The sequence below is a fragment of the Streptomyces sp. NPDC043908 genome, from assembly GCF_056435525.1.
In genome coordinates this window covers 309,292-324,853 of record NZ_JBWKEI010000005.1, presented here as the reverse complement: position 1 = coordinate 324,853, position 15,562 = coordinate 309,292, and the positions used below count along the sequence as shown (strand labels likewise).

Annotated in this window: 15 protein-coding genes; 1 reads left to right on the top strand and 14 read right to left on the bottom strand. The window is 71.9% G+C overall.

Going from position 1 to position 15,562, the window contains the following annotated elements:
- Positions 1 to 23: 23 nt before the first annotated feature.
- The 6 genes from carB to pyrR form a co-directional block, all read right to left on the bottom strand.
- Entirely contained in the window at positions 24 to 3,332 is a 3,309-nt protein-coding gene (carB, locus tag AC069K_RS14365) for a carbamoyl-phosphate synthase large subunit (RefSeq protein WP_358834425.1), read from the bottom strand.
- Positions 3,325 to 4,464: a glutamine-hydrolyzing carbamoyl-phosphate synthase small subunit gene (carA, locus tag AC069K_RS14360; RefSeq protein ID WP_478615703.1), complete on the bottom strand. Its 1,140-nt coding sequence runs from the start codon at positions 4,462 to 4,464 to the stop codon at positions 3,325 to 3,327. The genes carB and carA overlap by 8 nt, the downstream gene beginning before the upstream one ends.
- Positions 4,461 to 5,051: a PH-like domain-containing protein gene (locus AC069K_RS14355; protein WP_365110161.1), complete on the bottom strand. Its 591-nt coding sequence runs from the start codon at positions 5,049 to 5,051 to the stop codon at positions 4,461 to 4,463. The genes carA and AC069K_RS14355 overlap by 4 nt, the downstream gene beginning before the upstream one ends.
- On the bottom strand, positions 5,048 to 6,334 hold the full coding sequence (locus AC069K_RS14350) for a dihydroorotase (protein ID WP_365110164.1): 1,287 nt from the start codon (positions 6,332 to 6,334) through the stop codon (positions 5,048 to 5,050). Before AC069K_RS14350 ends, AC069K_RS14355 begins: the two co-directional genes overlap by 4 nt.
- 2 nt (positions 6,335 to 6,336) lie before the next feature.
- Positions 6,337 to 7,323: an aspartate carbamoyltransferase catalytic subunit gene (locus AC069K_RS14345; RefSeq protein WP_358834421.1), complete on the bottom strand. Its 987-nt coding sequence runs from the start codon at positions 7,321 to 7,323 to the stop codon at positions 6,337 to 6,339.
- Positions 7,324 to 7,416: 93 nt separating this feature from the next.
- Positions 7,417 to 7,992, bottom strand: coding sequence for a bifunctional pyr operon transcriptional regulator/uracil phosphoribosyltransferase PyrR (pyrR, locus tag AC069K_RS14340; protein WP_358834420.1), 576 nt, complete (start codon positions 7,990 to 7,992; stop codon positions 7,417 to 7,419).
- Positions 7,993 to 8,220: 228 nt separating this feature from the next.
- Here pyrR and bldD point away from each other — a divergent pair, with 228 nt between their 5' ends.
- Positions 8,221 to 8,721, top strand: coding sequence for a transcriptional regulator BldD (bldD, locus tag AC069K_RS14335; RefSeq protein ID WP_067155757.1), 501 nt, complete (start codon positions 8,221 to 8,223; stop codon positions 8,719 to 8,721).
- Between the two features lie 179 nt (positions 8,722 to 8,900).
- Here bldD and nusB read toward each other — a convergent pair whose 3' ends face one another.
- The 8 genes from nusB to aroC all read right to left on the bottom strand — a co-directional run bounded on the left by nusB (position 8,901) and on the right by aroC (position 15,429).
- Positions 8,901 to 9,332: a transcription antitermination factor NusB gene (gene nusB / locus AC069K_RS14330; RefSeq protein ID WP_365110168.1), complete on the bottom strand. Its 432-nt coding sequence runs from the start codon at positions 9,330 to 9,332 to the stop codon at positions 8,901 to 8,903.
- Positions 9,333 to 9,334: 2 nt separating this feature from the next.
- Complete coding sequence (efp, locus tag AC069K_RS14325; RefSeq protein ID WP_329397139.1) at positions 9,335 to 9,901, bottom strand: elongation factor P; 567 nt, start codon at positions 9,899 to 9,901, stop codon at positions 9,335 to 9,337.
- A 58-nt stretch (positions 9,902 to 9,959) separates the two neighbouring features.
- The gene (locus tag AC069K_RS14320; RefSeq protein WP_478615695.1) at positions 9,960 to 11,066 is read right to left on the bottom strand and encodes a M24 family metallopeptidase; all 1,107 of its coding nucleotides are present in this window, start codon (positions 11,064 to 11,066) and stop codon (positions 9,960 to 9,962) included.
- Positions 11,067 to 11,178: 112 nt separating this feature from the next.
- Positions 11,179 to 12,063 carry a Pro-rich N-terminal domain-containing protein gene (locus AC069K_RS14315; RefSeq protein WP_365110174.1) on the bottom strand — a complete coding sequence of 295 codons (885 nt, stop codon included), beginning with the start codon at positions 12,061 to 12,063 and terminating at the stop codon, positions 11,179 to 11,181.
- 126 nt (positions 12,064 to 12,189) lie between these two features.
- Positions 12,190 to 12,642, bottom strand: coding sequence for a type II 3-dehydroquinate dehydratase (gene aroQ / locus AC069K_RS14310; RefSeq protein ID WP_358837609.1), 453 nt, complete (start codon positions 12,640 to 12,642; stop codon positions 12,190 to 12,192).
- Positions 12,639 to 13,733, bottom strand: a complete 1,095-nt coding sequence (aroB, locus tag AC069K_RS14305; protein WP_365110177.1) for a 3-dehydroquinate synthase — start codon at positions 13,731 to 13,733, stop codon at positions 12,639 to 12,641. The genes aroQ and aroB overlap by 4 nt, the downstream gene beginning before the upstream one ends.
- The gene (locus AC069K_RS14300) at positions 13,730 to 14,248 is read right to left on the bottom strand and encodes a shikimate kinase (protein ID WP_358837611.1); all 519 of its coding nucleotides are present in this window, start codon (positions 14,246 to 14,248) and stop codon (positions 13,730 to 13,732) included. Before AC069K_RS14300 ends, aroB begins: the two co-directional genes overlap by 4 nt.
- The gene (gene aroC, locus AC069K_RS14295) at positions 14,245 to 15,429 is read right to left on the bottom strand and encodes a chorismate synthase (protein WP_478615689.1); all 1,185 of its coding nucleotides are present in this window, start codon (positions 15,427 to 15,429) and stop codon (positions 14,245 to 14,247) included. The genes AC069K_RS14300 and aroC overlap by 4 nt, the downstream gene beginning before the upstream one ends.
- Between the last annotated feature and the right edge of the window lie 133 nt (positions 15,430 to 15,562).

Sequence of the window (15,562 nt, the reverse complement as noted above, 5' to 3'; positions counted from 1 at the left end):
CCGGTGTCCCCCTCGGCTGGTTGCTAGTCGCGGGCCGCGGTCAGGTGTTCCGCGTGTTCCTGGAGCGAGCGCACTCCCACGTCGCCGTGGTTGAGGGCGTCGATGCCCTGGACGGCGGCGGCGAGGGCCTGGACGGTGGTCAGGCACGGGACGCTGCGGGCCACGGCCGCGGTGCGGATCTCGTAGCCGTCGAGGCGGCCGCCGGTGCCGTACGGCGTGTTGACGATGAGGTCGACCTGGCCGTCGTGGATGAGCTGGACGATGGTCTTCTCGCCCGCCGGGCCCTCGCCCTCGGACTGCTTGCGCACGACGGTGGCGTTGATGCCGTTGCGCTTGAGGACCTCGGCGGTGCCGGAGGTGGCGAGCAGCTCGAAGCCGTGGGCGACGAGCTCGCGCGCCGGGAAGATCATCGAGCGCTTGTCGCGGTTGGCGACCGAGATGAACGCGCGTCCCTTGGTCGGCAGCGGTCCGTAGGCCCCGGCCTGCGACTTGGCGTAGGCGGTGCCGAAGACCGAGTCGATGCCCATGACCTCGCCGGTGGAGCGCATCTCCGGGCCGAGGACGGTGTCGACGCCGCGCCCGTGGATGTCGCGGAAGCGGCTCCAGGGCATCACGGCCTCCTTCACCGAGATCGGCGCGTCCAGCGGCAGGGTGCCGCCGTCGCCGTTCCTCGGCAGCAGGCCCTCCTCGCGCAGCTCGGCGACGGTGGCGCCCAGCGAGATGCGGGCGGCGGCCTTCGCCAGCGGCACCGCGGTCGCCTTGGAGGTGAAGGGCACCGTGCGCGAGGCGCGCGGGTTGGCCTCCAGGACGTAGAGGATGTCCCCGGCCATCGCGAACTGGATGTTGATCAGGCCGCGCACCCCGACGCCCTTGGCGATCGCCTCGGTGGAGGCGCGCAGGCGCTTGATGTCGAAGCCGCCCAGCGTGATCGGGGGCAGCGCGCACGCCGAGTCGCCGGAGTGGATGCCGGCCTCCTCGATGTGCTCCATGACGCCGCCGAGGTAGAGCTCGGTGCCGTCGTAGAGCGCGTCCACGTCGATCTCGATGGCGTCGTCGAGGAAGCGGTCGACCAGGACCGGACGGGTCGGGGAGATCTCGGTGGACTCCGCGATGTAGGACTCCAGCCGCGCCTCGTCGTAGACGATCTCCATCCCGCGTCCGCCGAGGACGTAGGAGGGGCGGACCAGGACCGGGTAGCCGATCTCGTCCGCGATCGCCTTCGCACCCGCGAAGGTGGTGGCGGTGCCGTGCTTGGGCGCGGGCAGCCCCGCCTCGGCCAGGACCCGGCCGAAGGCGCCGCGGTCCTCGGCGGCGTGGATGGCCTCCGGCGGGGTGCCGACGACCGGCACGCCGTTGTCCTTGAGCGCCTGGGCCAGACCCAGCGGGGTCTGGCCGCCGAGCTGGACCACCACGCCCGCCACCGGACCGGCCAGCGTCTCGGCGTGGACGATCTCCAGCACGTCCTCCAGGGTCAGCGGCTCGAAGTAGAGCCGGTCGGAGGTGTCGTAGTCGGTGGAGACGGTCTCCGGGTTGCAGTTGACCATCACGGTCTCGTAGCCCGCGTCGCTCAGCGCGAAGGAGGCGTGGACGCAGGAGTAGTCGAACTCGATGCCCTGGCCGATACGGTTCGGCCCCGAGCCCAGGATGATCACCGCGGGCTTCTCGCGGGGGGCGACCTCGGACTCCTCGTCGTAGGAGGAGTAGAAGTACGGGGTCTTCGCGGCGAACTCGGCCGCGCAGGTGTCGACCGTCTTGTAGACCGGGCGCACGCCCAGCGCGTGGCGCACCTCGCGCACCACGTCCTCGCGCAGGCCGCGGATCCCGGCGATCTGGGCGTCCGAGAAGCCGTGCCGCTTGGCCTCGGCCAGCAGCTGCGGCTCCAGCTTGTCGGCGGCGGCGAGCTCGTCCGCGATCTCCTTGATGAGGAAGAGCTGGTCGACGAACCAGGGGTCGATCCGGGTGGCGTCGAAGACCTCCTCGGGCGTGGCGCCGGCGCGGATGGCCTGCATGACGGTGTTGATCCGCCCGTCGGTGGGGCGCACCGCCTCGCGCAGCAGCTCGTCCTTGTCGCCCGGCTCGCCGGTGAAGGTGAACTGGCTGCCCTTCTTCTCCAGCGAGCGCAGCGCCTTCTGGAGCGCCTCGGTGAAGTTGCGGCCGATCGCCATCGCCTCGCCCACCGACTTCATGGTGGTCGTCAGCGTCGAGTCCGCCGAGGGGAACTTCTCGAAGGCGAACCGCGGGGCCTTGACCACCACGTAGTCCAGCGTCGGCTCGAAGGAAGCCGGGGTCTTCTCGGTGATGTCGTTGGGGATCTCGTCCAGCGTGTAGCCCACGGCCAGCTTCGCCGCGATCTTCGCGATCGGGAAGCCGGTGGCCTTCGACGCGAGCGCCGAGGAGCGCGAGACCCGCGGGTTCATCTCGATGACGATGACACGGCCGTCGGCCGGGTCGATCGCGAACTGGATGTTGCAGCCGCCGGTGTCGACGCCGACCTCGCGGATGATCGCGATGCCGATGTCCCGCAGCCGCTGGTACTCGCGGTCGGTGAGCGTCATCGCCGGGGCCACCGTGATCGAGTCACCGGTGTGGACGCCCATCGGGTCGAAGTTCTCGATGGAGCAGACGACCACGACGTTGTCGTTCTTGTCGCGCATCAGCTCCAGTTCGTACTCCTTCCAGCCCAGGATGGACTCCTCCAGGAGCACCTCGGTGGTCGGCGAGAGCGTCAGGCCCTGACCGGCGATACGGCGCAGCTCCTCCTCGTCGTGCGCGAAGCCGGAACCGGCGCCGCCCATGGTGAAGGAGGGACGGACCACGACCGGGTAGCCGCCGAGGGTGTCGACGCCCTTCAGGACGTCGTCCATGGAGTGGCAGATCACCGAGCGGGCCGACTCGCCGTAGCCGATCTTGGCTTTGACGGCCTCGACGACGCCCTTGAACAGGTCGCGGTCCTCGCCCTTGTTGATCGCCTCGACGTTGGCGCCGATCAGCTCGACGCCGTACTTCTCCAGCACCCCCTGCTCGTGCATGGAGATCGCGGTGTTCAGCGCGGTCTGGCCGCCCAGGGTGGGCAGCAGCGCGTCGGGGCGCTCCTTGGCGATGATCTTCTCGACGAACTCGGGGGTGATCGGCTCGACGTAGGTGGCGTCGGCGATCTCCGGGTCGGTCATGATCGTCGCCGGGTTCGAGTTGACCAGGATGACCCGCAGGCCCTCGGCCTTCAGGACGCGGCAGGCCTGGGTGCCGGAGTAGTCGAACTCCGCGGCCTGGCCGATGACGATCGGGCCGGAGCCGATGACCAGGACGGACTGGATATCGGTGCGCTTAGGCACGCTGGCCCTCCATGAGCTGGACGAAGCGGTCGAAGAGGTAGGCGGCGTCGTGCGGACCCGCGGCCGCTTCGGGGTGGTACTGGACGCTGAAGGCCGGCTGGTCGAGCAGCTGGAGGCCCTCCACCACGTTGTCGTTCAGACAGACGTGGGAGACCTCGGCGCGGCCGAAGGGGGTCTGGGAGACCTGGTCGAGCGGGGCGTCGACGGCGAACCCGTGGTTGTGCGCGGTGACCTCGACCTTGCCGGTCGTACGGTCCTGCACGGGCTGGTTGATGCCGCGGTGGCCGTACTTCAGCTTGTACGTGCCGAAGCCGAGCGCGCGGCCCAGGATCTGGTTGCCGAAGCAGATGCCGAAGAGCGGGGTCTTCCGCTCCAGGACGGCGCGCATCACGGCCACCGGGCCGTCGGCAGTGGACGGGTCGCCGGGGCCGTTGGAGAAGAACACGCCGTCCGGGTCGACGGCGTAGACGTCCTCGGCCGTGGCGGTCGCGGGCAGCACGTGCACCTCGATGCCGCGCTCGGCCATCCGGTGCGGGGTCATGCCCTTGATGCCGAGGTCGACGGCGGCCACGGTGAACTTCTTCTCGCCGATCGCCCGGACGACGTACGCCTCCTTGGTGGCGACCTCGGCGGCGAGGTCCGCGCCGGACATCTCGGGGGCCTGGCGGACCTCGGCGAGCATGGTGCCCTCGTCGGGCAGCGCGTTGCCGGAGAAGATGCCGACGCGCATCGCGCCGCGCTCGCGCAGATGGCGGGTGAGCGCGCGGGTGTCGATGCCCGAGATGCCGACGACGCCCTGCTCGCGCAGCTCCTCGTCGAGGGAGCGCCGGGCGCGCCAGTTGGAGGAGACGCGGGCGGGGTCGCGCACGACGTAGCCGGCGACCCAGATGCGCCGGGACTCGGGGTCCTCGTCGTTGACGCCGGTGTTGCCGATGTGCGGCGCGGTCATCACGACGACCTGGCGGTGGTACGACGGGTCGGTGAGGGTCTCCTGGTAGCCGGTCATGCCGGTGGAGAACACGGCCTCGCCGAAGGTCACCCCCACGGCCCCGTAGGCGCGGCCGTGGAAGGTACGGCCGTCCTCCAGGACGAGTACTGCGGGAGCCTGGGCTCCTCTGGTGGAGGTCGTCATCGTGCGGCGCCTTCCGTCGTGGTGGTGGGGTGGTTCATGGAGTTGATGGCCTCGATCCAGGCGGCGTGCTCGGACGCCCGGTCGGAGCGGAAGCCGGAGTCGATCAGCTTGTCGCCGTGGGCCCAGGTGACGACCAGCAGGCCGCCCTCCGGGAGCACCTTTCCGGCGATGGCCTTCTCGGACCGGGCCTCGCGCAGTGCGGCGGCCGGGATGAAGAAGTCGTTCGCCCCGGGGCGTACGACGTTCACTCCCTCGGCCGTCAGGGTGAGCTCGGCCTTGCTGCGCACGCCCAGACCGTGCGCGACGATCCGGTCGAGCCACTGGCCGGCCGTGGTGGAGCCGTGGTAGCGGCCGGTCATGCTCAGTGTGGCCGGGCCGGTCGCCTTGGGCACGGCGGGGAGCTCGGGCAGGTCCGACTGGAGGGTGCCGCGCCACTTCCAGCCCTGGCGCATCAGCCAGTAGACGAAGCCGATGAAGATCAGCACGCCGACGACCCAGGCGATCCGGGCCCCCCAGTGCGTCACCTCGGCCGACTTCTGCTCCGCGGCCAGTGCCGCCCCGCCGAGATTGAAGAGTGCAGGTGTCATGCCAGCTTCCCGTCCGCGACCGTCGCCCTGCCCCGCAGGAAGGTGTGGGTGACGCGACCCGGCAGCTCACGGCCCTCGTAGGGGGTGTTGCGGCTGCGGGAGGCGAAGCCCGCGGGGTTCACCTGGCCACGGTATGCCGGATCCACCAGCGTGAGGTTGGCGGGCTCGCCTGCCGAGACGGGGCGGCCGTGGTCCTCGGCGCCGCCGATCCGGGCGGGCTTGAACGACATGCGCTCGGCGACGTCCGCCCAGTTCATCAGGCCGGAGTCGACCATGGTGTGCTGGACGACCGAGAGCGCGGTCTCCAGGCCCACCATGCCCATGGCGGCCGCGGCCCACTCGCAGTCCTTGTCCTCGTGCGGGTGCGGGGCGTGGTCGGTGGCGACGATGTCGATCGTGCCGTCCGCGAGCGCCTCGCGCAGCGCCAGGACGTCGGCCTCGGTGCGCAGCGGCGGGTTCACCTTGTAGACCGGGTTGTACGAGCGGACCAGCTCGTCGGTGAGGAGCAGGTGGTGCGGGGTGACCTCGGCGGTGACGTCGATGCCGCGCGACTTGGCCCAGCGGACGATCTCGACCGAGCCGGCCGTGGAGAGGTGGCAGATGTGCACCCGGGAGCCGACGTGCTCGGCGAGCAGCACATCGCGCGCGATGATCGACTCCTCGGCGACCGCCGGCCAGCCGCCCAGGCCCAGCTCGGCGGAGACGACGCCCTCGTTCATCTGGGCGCCCTCGGTCAGGCGCGGCTCCTGGGCGTGCTGGGCGACGACGCCGCCGAAGGCCTTCACGTACTCCAGGGCGCGGCGCATGATCACGGCGTCGTCGACGCACTTGCCGTCGTCGGAGAAGACGGTGACCCCGGCGGCCGAGTCGTGCATGGCGCCGAGCTCGGCGAGCTGCTTGCCCTCCAGGCCGACGGTGACGGCGCCGATGGGCTGGACGTCGCAGTAGCCGTGCTCGCGGCCGAGCCGCCAGACCTGCTCGACGACGCCCGCGGTGTCGGCGACGGGGAAGGTGTTGGCCATGGCGAAGACCGCGGTGTAGCCGCCGCGGGCGGCGGCCCGGGTGCCGGTGAGGACCGTCTCGGAGTCCTCGCGGCCGGGCTCGCGCAGATGGGTGTGGAGGTCGACGAGACCGGGGAGCAGGATCTGGCCCTCGGCGTCGACGACGGTGGCGCCCTCGGCGTCGAGGCCGGTGCCGACGGCGGCGATGGTCTCGCCGTCGATCAGGACGTCCTGGACCTCGCCGCCCAGCACCTGCGCACCACGGATGAGGATCTTGCTCATGATTACTTGGTCTCCGAATCGACGGGGCGGGCGTGGCTGACGGCGGGCTCGTTGCCGCCCAGGAGCAGATAGAGGACGGCCATCCGGGTGTGGACGCCGTTGGCGACCTGCTCGACGACGGTGCAGCGGTCGGAGTCGGCGACCTCGGCGGTGATCTCCATGCCGCGGACCATCGGGCCGGGATGCATCACGATGCCGTGCTCGGGCATCCTCGCCATCCGCTCGCCGTCCAGGCCGTACCGGCGCGAGTACTCGCGCTCGGTGGGGAAGAAGGCGGCGTTCATCCGCTCTCGCTGCACACGCAGCATCATCACCGCGTCGGACTTCGGCAGCACGCTGTCGAGGTCGTAGGAGACGTCGCAGGTCCAGTGGTCCACGCCCACCGGCAGCAGGGTGGGCGGGGCCACCAGGGTGACCTCGGCGCCCAGGGTGTGCAGCAGGTCGACGTTGGAGCGGGCCACCCGGCTGTGCAGCACGTCGCCGACGAGGGTGATGCGCTTGCCGGCCAGGTCCTGGCCCAGGCCCGCGTCCCGGCCGACCAGGCGGCGGCGCATGGTGAAGGCGTCGAGGAGGGCCTGGGTGGGGTGCTGGTGGGTGCCGTCGCCGGCGTTGATGACGGTGGCGTCGATCCAGTCGGAGGTGGCGAGCCGGTAGGGGGCGCCGGAGGCACCGTGCCGGATGACGACGGCGTCGACGCCCATCGCCTCCAGGGTCTGCGCGGTGTCCTTCAGGGACTCGCCCTTGGAGACCGAGGAGCCCTTGGCGGTGAAGTTGATGACGTCCGCGGACAGGCGCTTCTCGGCGGCCTCGAAGGAGATCCGGGTGCGCGTGGAGTCCTCGAAGAAGAGGTTGACGACGGTACGGCCGCGCAGGGTGGGCAGCTTCTTGATCGGCCGGTCGGCGACCCGGGCCATCTCTTCGGCGGTGTCGAGGATGAGCACGGCGTCGTCGCGGGTGAGGTCGGCGGCCGAGATGAGGTGACGCTTCATCTGGTTCTTCTCCAGGAGGGTGGAGGTTCGGGCGTGCGGGCGCGCGGAAGTACCGCACGGGCCGGTGCGGCCCGGGCTCCGTGCGGAGGTGGACTACTGCTCGCCGGCCGGGGCGGTCCGCTTCGCACCGAGCAGCACGGCGTCGCGGCCGTCCTCCTCGGCGAGCAGGACCTTGACCGTCTCCCGCAGCGACGTCGGGAGGTTCTTGCCGACGTAGTCGGCGCGGATCGGGAGTTCGCGGTGGCCGCGGTCGACGAGGACCGCGAGCTGCACGGCGCGCGGGCGGCCGATGTCGTTCAGCGCGTCGAGGGCGGCGCGGATGGTGCGGCCGGAGAAGAGCACGTCGTCGACGAGGACGACCAGCTTGCCGTCGAGGCCGTCCCCGGGGATCTCGGTGCGGGCCAGCGCGCGCGGCGGGTGCATCCGCAGGTCGTCGCGGTACATGGTGATGTCGAGGGAGCCGACCGGGATCTTCCCGGCGGTGATCTCTTCGAGCTTGTCGGCGAGCCTGCGGGCGAGGAAGACGCCACGGGTGGGGATGCCGAGGAGGACCACGTCGTCGGCGCCCTTGGCGCGTTCGACGATCTCGTGGGCGATACGGGTCAGTACCCGCGCGATGTCGGGGCCCTCGAGAACCGGGCGGGCCGCATCGGAGTCATGCGTGTCCATACGAAACGGACCTCCTTCTCCGCCTCACGGGACGGACCTTAAAGGACGTCGGAATTACTCCGTCCACGGTACCAGGGCCACAGGCCGCCCACACACAGGGCTGTCACCCGTCTGGGGTGGGGGTATGGACCATTCGGCTTGACGCAGCCAAGTAACGCTGCGTAACCTCACAGTGAGTTACCAGCCACGCGGCGGAGCCGCACGTTGTCACAGCGTCCGGGGAGCTATATGTCCAGCGAATACGCAAAACAGCTCGGGGCCAAGCTCCGCGCCATCCGCACCCAGCAGGGTCTGTCCCTCCATGGTGTGGAGGAGAAGTCCCAGGGCCGCTGGAAGGCCGTCGTGGTCGGGTCGTACGAGCGCGGCGACCGCGCCGTGACCGTGCAGCGCCTCGCCGAGCTCGCGGACTTCTACGGGGTCCCGGTGCAGGAGCTGCTGCCCGGCACCACGCCCGGCGGGGCCGCCGAGCCGCCGCCGAAGCTCGTGCTCGACCTGGAGCGCCTCGCGCACGTCCCGCCGGAGAAGGCGGGCCCCCTGCAGAGGTACGCGGCGACGATCCAGTCGCAGCGCGGCGACTACAACGGCAAGGTGCTGTCGATCCGTCAGGACGACCTGCGCACCCTCGCCGTGATCTACGACCAGTCGCCCTCGGTCCTCACCGAGCAGCTGATCAGCTGGGGCGTGCTGGACGCGGACGCGCGCCGCGCGGTCGCCCACGAGGACAACTGACGCCCGCGACGCCTCAGCAGAAACGTGCCGCCGCCGGGCCGGCCGGGACCTTGGGAGGTCCTGGCCGGCCCGGCGGCGTCTGTCCGCGCGGAGGGGTTCCGGATCCGTCCGGGCAGGACGAAGGGGCCCGCTGTACTCACGTACGGCGGGCCCCTTCGTGTGCCGGGCGGTACCGGGGACTAGGCGTCCCGGCGAAGGCTCGGTTTGAGGTCCTTGAAGCGGGCCAGCAGCCCGTTGACGAAGGCCGGGGAGTCGTCCGTGGAGAACTCCTTCGCCAGCTGCACCGCCTCGTCGATGGCGACGGCGTCCGGCGTCTCGTCCTCCCAGACCAGCTCGTACGTCCCGAGCCGGATGATGTTCCGGTCGACGACCGGCATCCGGTCGAGCGTCCAGTCGACGGAGTACGTGGAGATGAGGTCGTCGATGCGCGCGACGTACTGCGCGTACCCCTCGACGAGCTGCATCGTGTACTCGTTGACCGGCGGCTGACGGTCGTCCGACCGCGAGTGGCGCACCCAGTCCGCGAGGACCGTCTGCACGGACTCACCGCGCTGGTCGGCCTCGAAGAGGATCTGGAAGGCGCGCTTGCGCGCCTTGTTCCGGGCAGCCACGGTTAGCTGTTCACCCGGCCGAGGTAGTCGCTGGTGCGGGTGTCGACCTTGACCTTCTCACCGGTGGTGATGAAGAGCGGGACCTGGATCTGGTAACCGGTCTCCAGGGTGGCGGGCTTGGTGCCACCGGTGGAGCGGTCGCCCTGGACACCCGGCTCGGTCTCCTGGATGACGAGCTCGACGGCGGCCGGCAGCTCCACGTAGAGCACCTCGCCCTCGTGCTGCGCCACGGAGGCGGTGAAGCCCTCGATCAGGAAGTTGGCGGCGTCGCCGACGGACTTGCGGTCGACCATCAGCTGGTCGTAGGTGTCCATGTCCATGAAGACGAAGTACTCGCCGTCCATGTACGAGAACTGCATGTCACGGCGGTCGATGGTGGCGGTCTCGACCTTCGTGCCGGCGTTGAAGGTCTTGTCGACGACCTTGCCGGAGAGCACGTGCTTGAGCTTGGTGCGCACGAAGGCCGGGCCCTTGCCGGGCTTGACGTGCTGGAACTCGACGACGGACCAGAGCTGGCCCCCGTCGAGCTTGAGCACCATGCCGTTCTTGAGGTCGTTCGTGGAAGCCACGGTTGCGGAATCTCCTGGACTGAAGCTGGTGGGACCGAGGGTGCGCGGCACAGCGGAGCTAGAGCGCGAGCAGTTCCTTGGTCGTGATGGTGAGTAGCTCTGGCCCGCCGTCCGCCTCGGGGCGGACGACGAGCGTGTCATCGATTCGGACACCACCCCGGCCCGGGAGGTGGACCCCCGGTTCGACGGTGACCGGCACGCAAGCGTCCAGTTTACCCATGGCTCCAGGTGCGAGCTGCGGGTCCTCACTGATTTCGAGGCCGACACCGTGTCCGGTGCACCCTCCCAGACCCTCCGCGTGGCCCGCCGCGTCCAGCACCTGCCGCGCCGCGCGGTCCACCGCGCGGTACTCGGCGCCGGGGGCCAGCGCCTCCCTCCCGGCCCGCTGAGCGGCGAAGACGACGTCGTAGAGCTCGATCTGCCAGTCCGCCGGAGTCGTCCCGATGACGAACGTGCGCCCGATCTCGCAGCGGTAGCCGCGGTAGGTGGCGCCCAGGCAGACGGAGAGGAAATCGCCTTCCTCGACCCGTCGGTCCGAGGGCCGGTGGCCGCCTCGGCCGGAGTTGGGGCCGGTCCCCACCGAGGTGGTGAAGGCGGGCCCGTCGGCGCCGTGGTCGACCAGGCGGCGCTCCAGCTCCAGGGCGAGGTGGCGCTCGGTGCGGCCGACCAGGATCGACTCCAGGAGCTCACCGAGCGCCTGGTCGGCGATCTCGGCCGCGATGCGCAGGCACGCGATCTCCTCCTCGTCCTTGACGAGCCGCTTCTGCTCGACCGCTCCTCCGAGGTCGCCGAGGAGCAGCCGGGGCGCGACCGAGCCGATCGCCCGGTGCCGGGCCACGGTGAGGTCGTGCTCCTCGACGCTGAGGGAGTCGGCTCCGCTGGCCTGGGCGAGGTCGGCGGCGGCCACCGCCGGGTCGCCCGAGGGCGTGGGCAGCACGGTGACCCGCAACAGCTCGTCGAGCCGCCCCTCCACGAGGTCGCCGGTGGGCGTGCGGGGGCAGAGCAGGACGTCCTCGGCGGGGCCGAGCAGCAGGACGGCGCCGGGCGGGGCGCCGCCCGCGAGATAGCGGACGTTCGCGGGGCGCGAGACCAGTGCGGCCGCGCTGCCGGCGGCGGCGCAGCGGTCGCGCAGCCAGCCTCGGCGGAGCCCATACACCTCTGACATGCGTCGAGCGTATGAGGGGGCCTGCGGCCGTGCCGGATGTGCGCGTCCGACCGGGGGGCTCGCCGTCCGCGGGCCGGTGGGGCGGGCCGCGGCGGCCCCGGCGGCCGCGGCCTCACCAGCTCGGCGGGCTCGCGATCGCCCGGGCCAGGACGTCGTCCAGGAGGCGGGCCGTGGTGGGGACGTCGTACTGGGAGTTGTCGATGATGGGCAGGCCCGAGCCGTACCAGCCCGCCATGCGGCCGTGGATGCCCGCCACCTCCTCGTCCGAGAGGCGGCGGTTGCCGGAGCGCTCGGCGTTGCGCTCCAGGACGATGTCCAGGCCGGGGAGCAGGACCACCGGCAGCAGACCGGGGCCGACGTGGCGCTTCCAGCCGCCGAGGCCGACGACCGGGCGGTCGGGGAAGACCGCGTCGTCGAGGATGCAGGAGATGCCGTTGGCCAGGAAGTTCCGCGCGGCGAAGCCGCAGGTGCGGCGGGCCAGGCGGTACTGCGCCTCGGAGTGGTCGTTCCAGCCGGCCTGCGGGTCGGCGAAGCCCGCGCAGACCCATTCGCGCACGTCGTCGAGGCTGATGTGGGCGGTGGGGACGCGGCGGTGCTGGGCCCAGTAGCGGGCGACCGTGGTCTTGCCCGCGCCCGCCGGGCCTATCAGCAGCACCGCGAGCGTGGTGACGCCGGTGCCCTCGGGGGCCTGCGGCAACGGGACGGGGCCGCCCGGCGGCAGCGCCACGTGCCCGGTGGTGTCCCGGGACGGGGCCGGAACCTGCTGGGGCGCCGGGGACGGCGGGGGCGCCGGGGCGTGCCAGCCCGGGGCCGGTGGGGGCGGCGGGCCGGGGACGGGCGGCGGCGGGCCGCCGGGGGCGAGGGGCTGGTGGGCACCCGGGGCCGCGGGACCGCCCTGGGAGGCCGCGGACTGATGGGCGGCGAAGGCCCAGCTCGCCCCGGGGCCGTGCCCCGGGGCGTGGGGCGGCGGAAGCGGCGCTCCCGCTTCGTGCTGCATCCGGTGCCACTCCGTCTCGTACAAGGCAACTGGCGCTGGTTCGACGCCCGTCGGGCGTCCGGTCCAGAACCGTACCTTCCCCGGCCGTCGCAGTGTGAACGGCCGGGGCGCGGCGAAGGTGCCCGGTCAGCCGCCGAGTTCGCCGGAGAGTTCGTCGGCGAGCGCGCGCAGCGCCAGACGGTAGGAGCCGATGCCGAAGCCCGCGACGGTGCCGCTGGCCACGGCCGCCACCACGGAGGTGTGGCGGAACTCCTCACGGGTGTACGGGTTCGAGATGTGCACCTCGATGAGCGGGGCGGTGCGCTGGGCGGCCGCGTCCCGCATTCCGTACGAATAGTGGGTGAACGCGCCCGGGTTGAGAACGACCGGAATCTTTCCGTCGGCCGCCTCGTGCAGCCAGCGGATCATGTCACCCTCGTCGTTGGTCTCGCGGACCTCCACGTCGAGTCCGAGCTCCTGGCCGAGGCTCTCGCAGACCTCGACGAGACCCGCGTACGTCGTCGCCCCGTACACGTCCGGCTCGCGCGAGCCGAGGCGGCCCAGGTTGGGGCCGTTCAGCACCAGGACGCGGCGGCTCACGAGGACACCTCGCCGTAGGCGGCGAGCAGCACCGCCGGGTCGGGGCCCTCCAGGACGGTCGGCTTGGCGAGGCCGTCCAGGACGATGAAGCGCAGCAGGTTGCCCCGGGACTTCTTGTCCAGCCTCATGTTCTCGACCAGCTTGGGCCACTGGTCGGCGCGGTAGGTGAGCGGCAGGCCCACCGACTCGAGGATGGAGCGGTGCCGGTCGGCGGTGGCGTCGTCGAGGCGCCCGGCGAGCCGGCCCAGCTCGGCCGCGAAGACCATGCCGACGGAGACGGCGGCGCCGTGGCGCCACTTGTAGCGCTCGTTCTTCTCGATGGCGTGCGCGAGGGTGTGCCCGTAGTTCAGGATCTCGCGCAGCCCCGACTCCTTGAGGTCGCTGGAGACCACGGCGGCCTTCACCCGGATCGCGCGCTCGATCAGCTCGGCCGTGTGGGGGCCCTCGGGGGTGCGGGCGCCCGCCGGGTCGGCCTCGATCAGGTCGAGGATGACCGGGTCGGAGATGAAGCCGGCCTTGATGACCTCGGCCATGCCGGAGACGAAGTCGTGGACCGGCAGCGAGTCGAGCGCGGCGAGGTCGCACAGGACGCCCACGGGCGGGTGGAACGCGCCCACCAGGTTCTTGCCCTCGGCGGTGTTGATGCCGGTCTTGCCGCCCACGGCGGCGTCGACCATGCCGAGCACGGTGGTCGGGACCGAGATCCAGCGCACCCCGCGCAGCCAGGTCGCCGCGACGAAGCCGGCGAGGTCGGTGGTGGCGCCGCCGCCGACGCCGACGACGGCGTCGGTCCGGGTGAAGCCGGACTGGCCGAGCGCCTTCCAGCAGTAGGCGGCGACCTCGTAGGTCTTGGCCTCCTCGGCGTTGGGCACCTGGATGGCGATGGCCTCGTAGCCCTGCGCGGCCAGGTCCTCGCGGATGGCGTCGCCGGTGCCGGCCAGCGCCTCCGGGTGGATGACGGCGACCTTGCGGGCCGCGGGGCCGATCAGCGCGCCCAGTTCGGCGAGGAGGTTGCGGCCGACGAGCACGTCGTACGGGTCCGTCCCGGCGGTGGCGCCGACGTGGATCCGGGTGGGTGCCTGCTCGCTCATGCGGATTTCAGCTCCAGTGCGTCGAGGACCGCCTGGGCGACCTCTTCGGGGGTACGGGCGTCGGTCTCGACGACGACCCGGGCGACTTCGGTGTACAGATGGCGGCGGGCCTCCATCAGCTCGCGCCACTGGCGGCGCGGGTTGACGGCGAGGAGCGGGCGGGCGGTGTTGAGGCCGACCCGCTTCACCGCCTCCTCGACGTCCATCGACAGATAGACGACCGGCAGACCGGTCAGCAGCGCGCGCGTGGACGCGTCCAGGACGGCGCCGCCGCCGAGGGCGAGCACACCGGTGTGCTCGGCGAGGGCGGCGCGCACCGCCTCCCGCTCCAGCTCGCGGAAGTGCGGCTCGCCCTCGTCGACGAAGATGTCGGCGATCGGGCGGCCCTGGGCGGCCACGATGTCGGCGTCGGTGTCCCGGTAGGGCGCGCCGAGCCGCCCGGCGAGCAGCGTGCCCACGGTGGACTTGCCGGAGCCCATCGGTCCGACCAGGACGACCAGCGGACCGGTGCTCACCGGATCTGGAGGTGGTCGAGGTAGGACCGGACGTTGCGGCGGGTCTCGGGGACCGAGTCGCCGCCGAACTTCTCCGCCACCGCGTCCGCGAGGACGAGCGCGACCATGGCCTCGGCCACGATCCCGGCGGCGGGCACGGCGCACACGTCCGAGCGCTGGTGGTGCGCCTTGGCGGCCTCGCCGGTCGCCACGTCGATGGTGGCCAGGGCGCGGGGCACGGTCGCGATCGGCTTCATGGCGGCGCGGACGCGCAGCAGCTCGCCGGTGGTCAGACCGCCCTCGGTGCCGCCCGCGCGGCCGGAGGTGCGCCTGACGCCGTCGGCGGTGCGCACGATCTCGTCGTGCGCCTGGGAGCCGGGGACGCGGGCCAGGTCGAAGCCGTCGCCGACCTCGACGCCCTTGATCGCCTGGATGCCCATCAGGGCGGCGGCGAGGCGGGCGTCCAGACGCCGGTCCCAGTGCACGTGCGAGCCGAGGCCCACCGGCACGCCGTACGCCAGGACCTCGACCACGCCGCCGAGGGTGTCGCCGTCCTTGTGGGCCTGGTCGATCTCCGCGACCATCGCCTTCGACGCGTCCGAGTCCAGGCAGCGCACCGGGTCGGCGTCCAGCTTCTCGACGTCGGCCGGGGTGGGGTAGACGCCGTACGGAGCCTTCGCGGACGCAAGTTCGACCACGTGCGAGACGACCTCGATACCGGCGGTCTCCTTGAGGTAGGAGCGGGCCACCGCGCCCAGGGCGACGCGGGCGGCGGTCTCCCGGGCGCTGGCGCGCTCCAGGATCGGACGCGCCTCGTCGAAGCCGTACTTCTGCATGCCCGCCAGGTCCGCGTGGCCCGGCCGGGGGCGCGTCAGCGGCGCGTTGCGGGCGAGGTCGGCGAGGATCTGCGGGTCCACGGGATCGGCCGACATGACCTGCTCCCACTTGGGCCACTCGGTGTTGCCCACCATGATCGCGACGGGCGAGCCCATCGACAGGCCGTGGCGGACGCCGCCGAGGAAGGTGACCTCGTCGCGCTCGAACTTCATCCGCGCGCCGCGTCCATAGCCGAGGCGGCGCCGGGCCAGGTGGTCCGCCACCATCTCCGTGGTGATCGGGACGCCGGCCGGAAGGCCCTCCAGCGTCGCCACCAGTGCGGGGCCGTGCGACTCCCCCGCGGTCAGCCAGCGCAACCTGCTCAACGGTGCTCCTCGTTGCTCGCGCGTCCTGGTCCTACGAGCGCGGCCGGGTGCGCGGCCCTGGCCCGCCACCCCTGATCCTCCCACGTCCGCGAGGGTGGGCCGGGACCGGTCCAGCCAGCGGACGGCCTCCTGG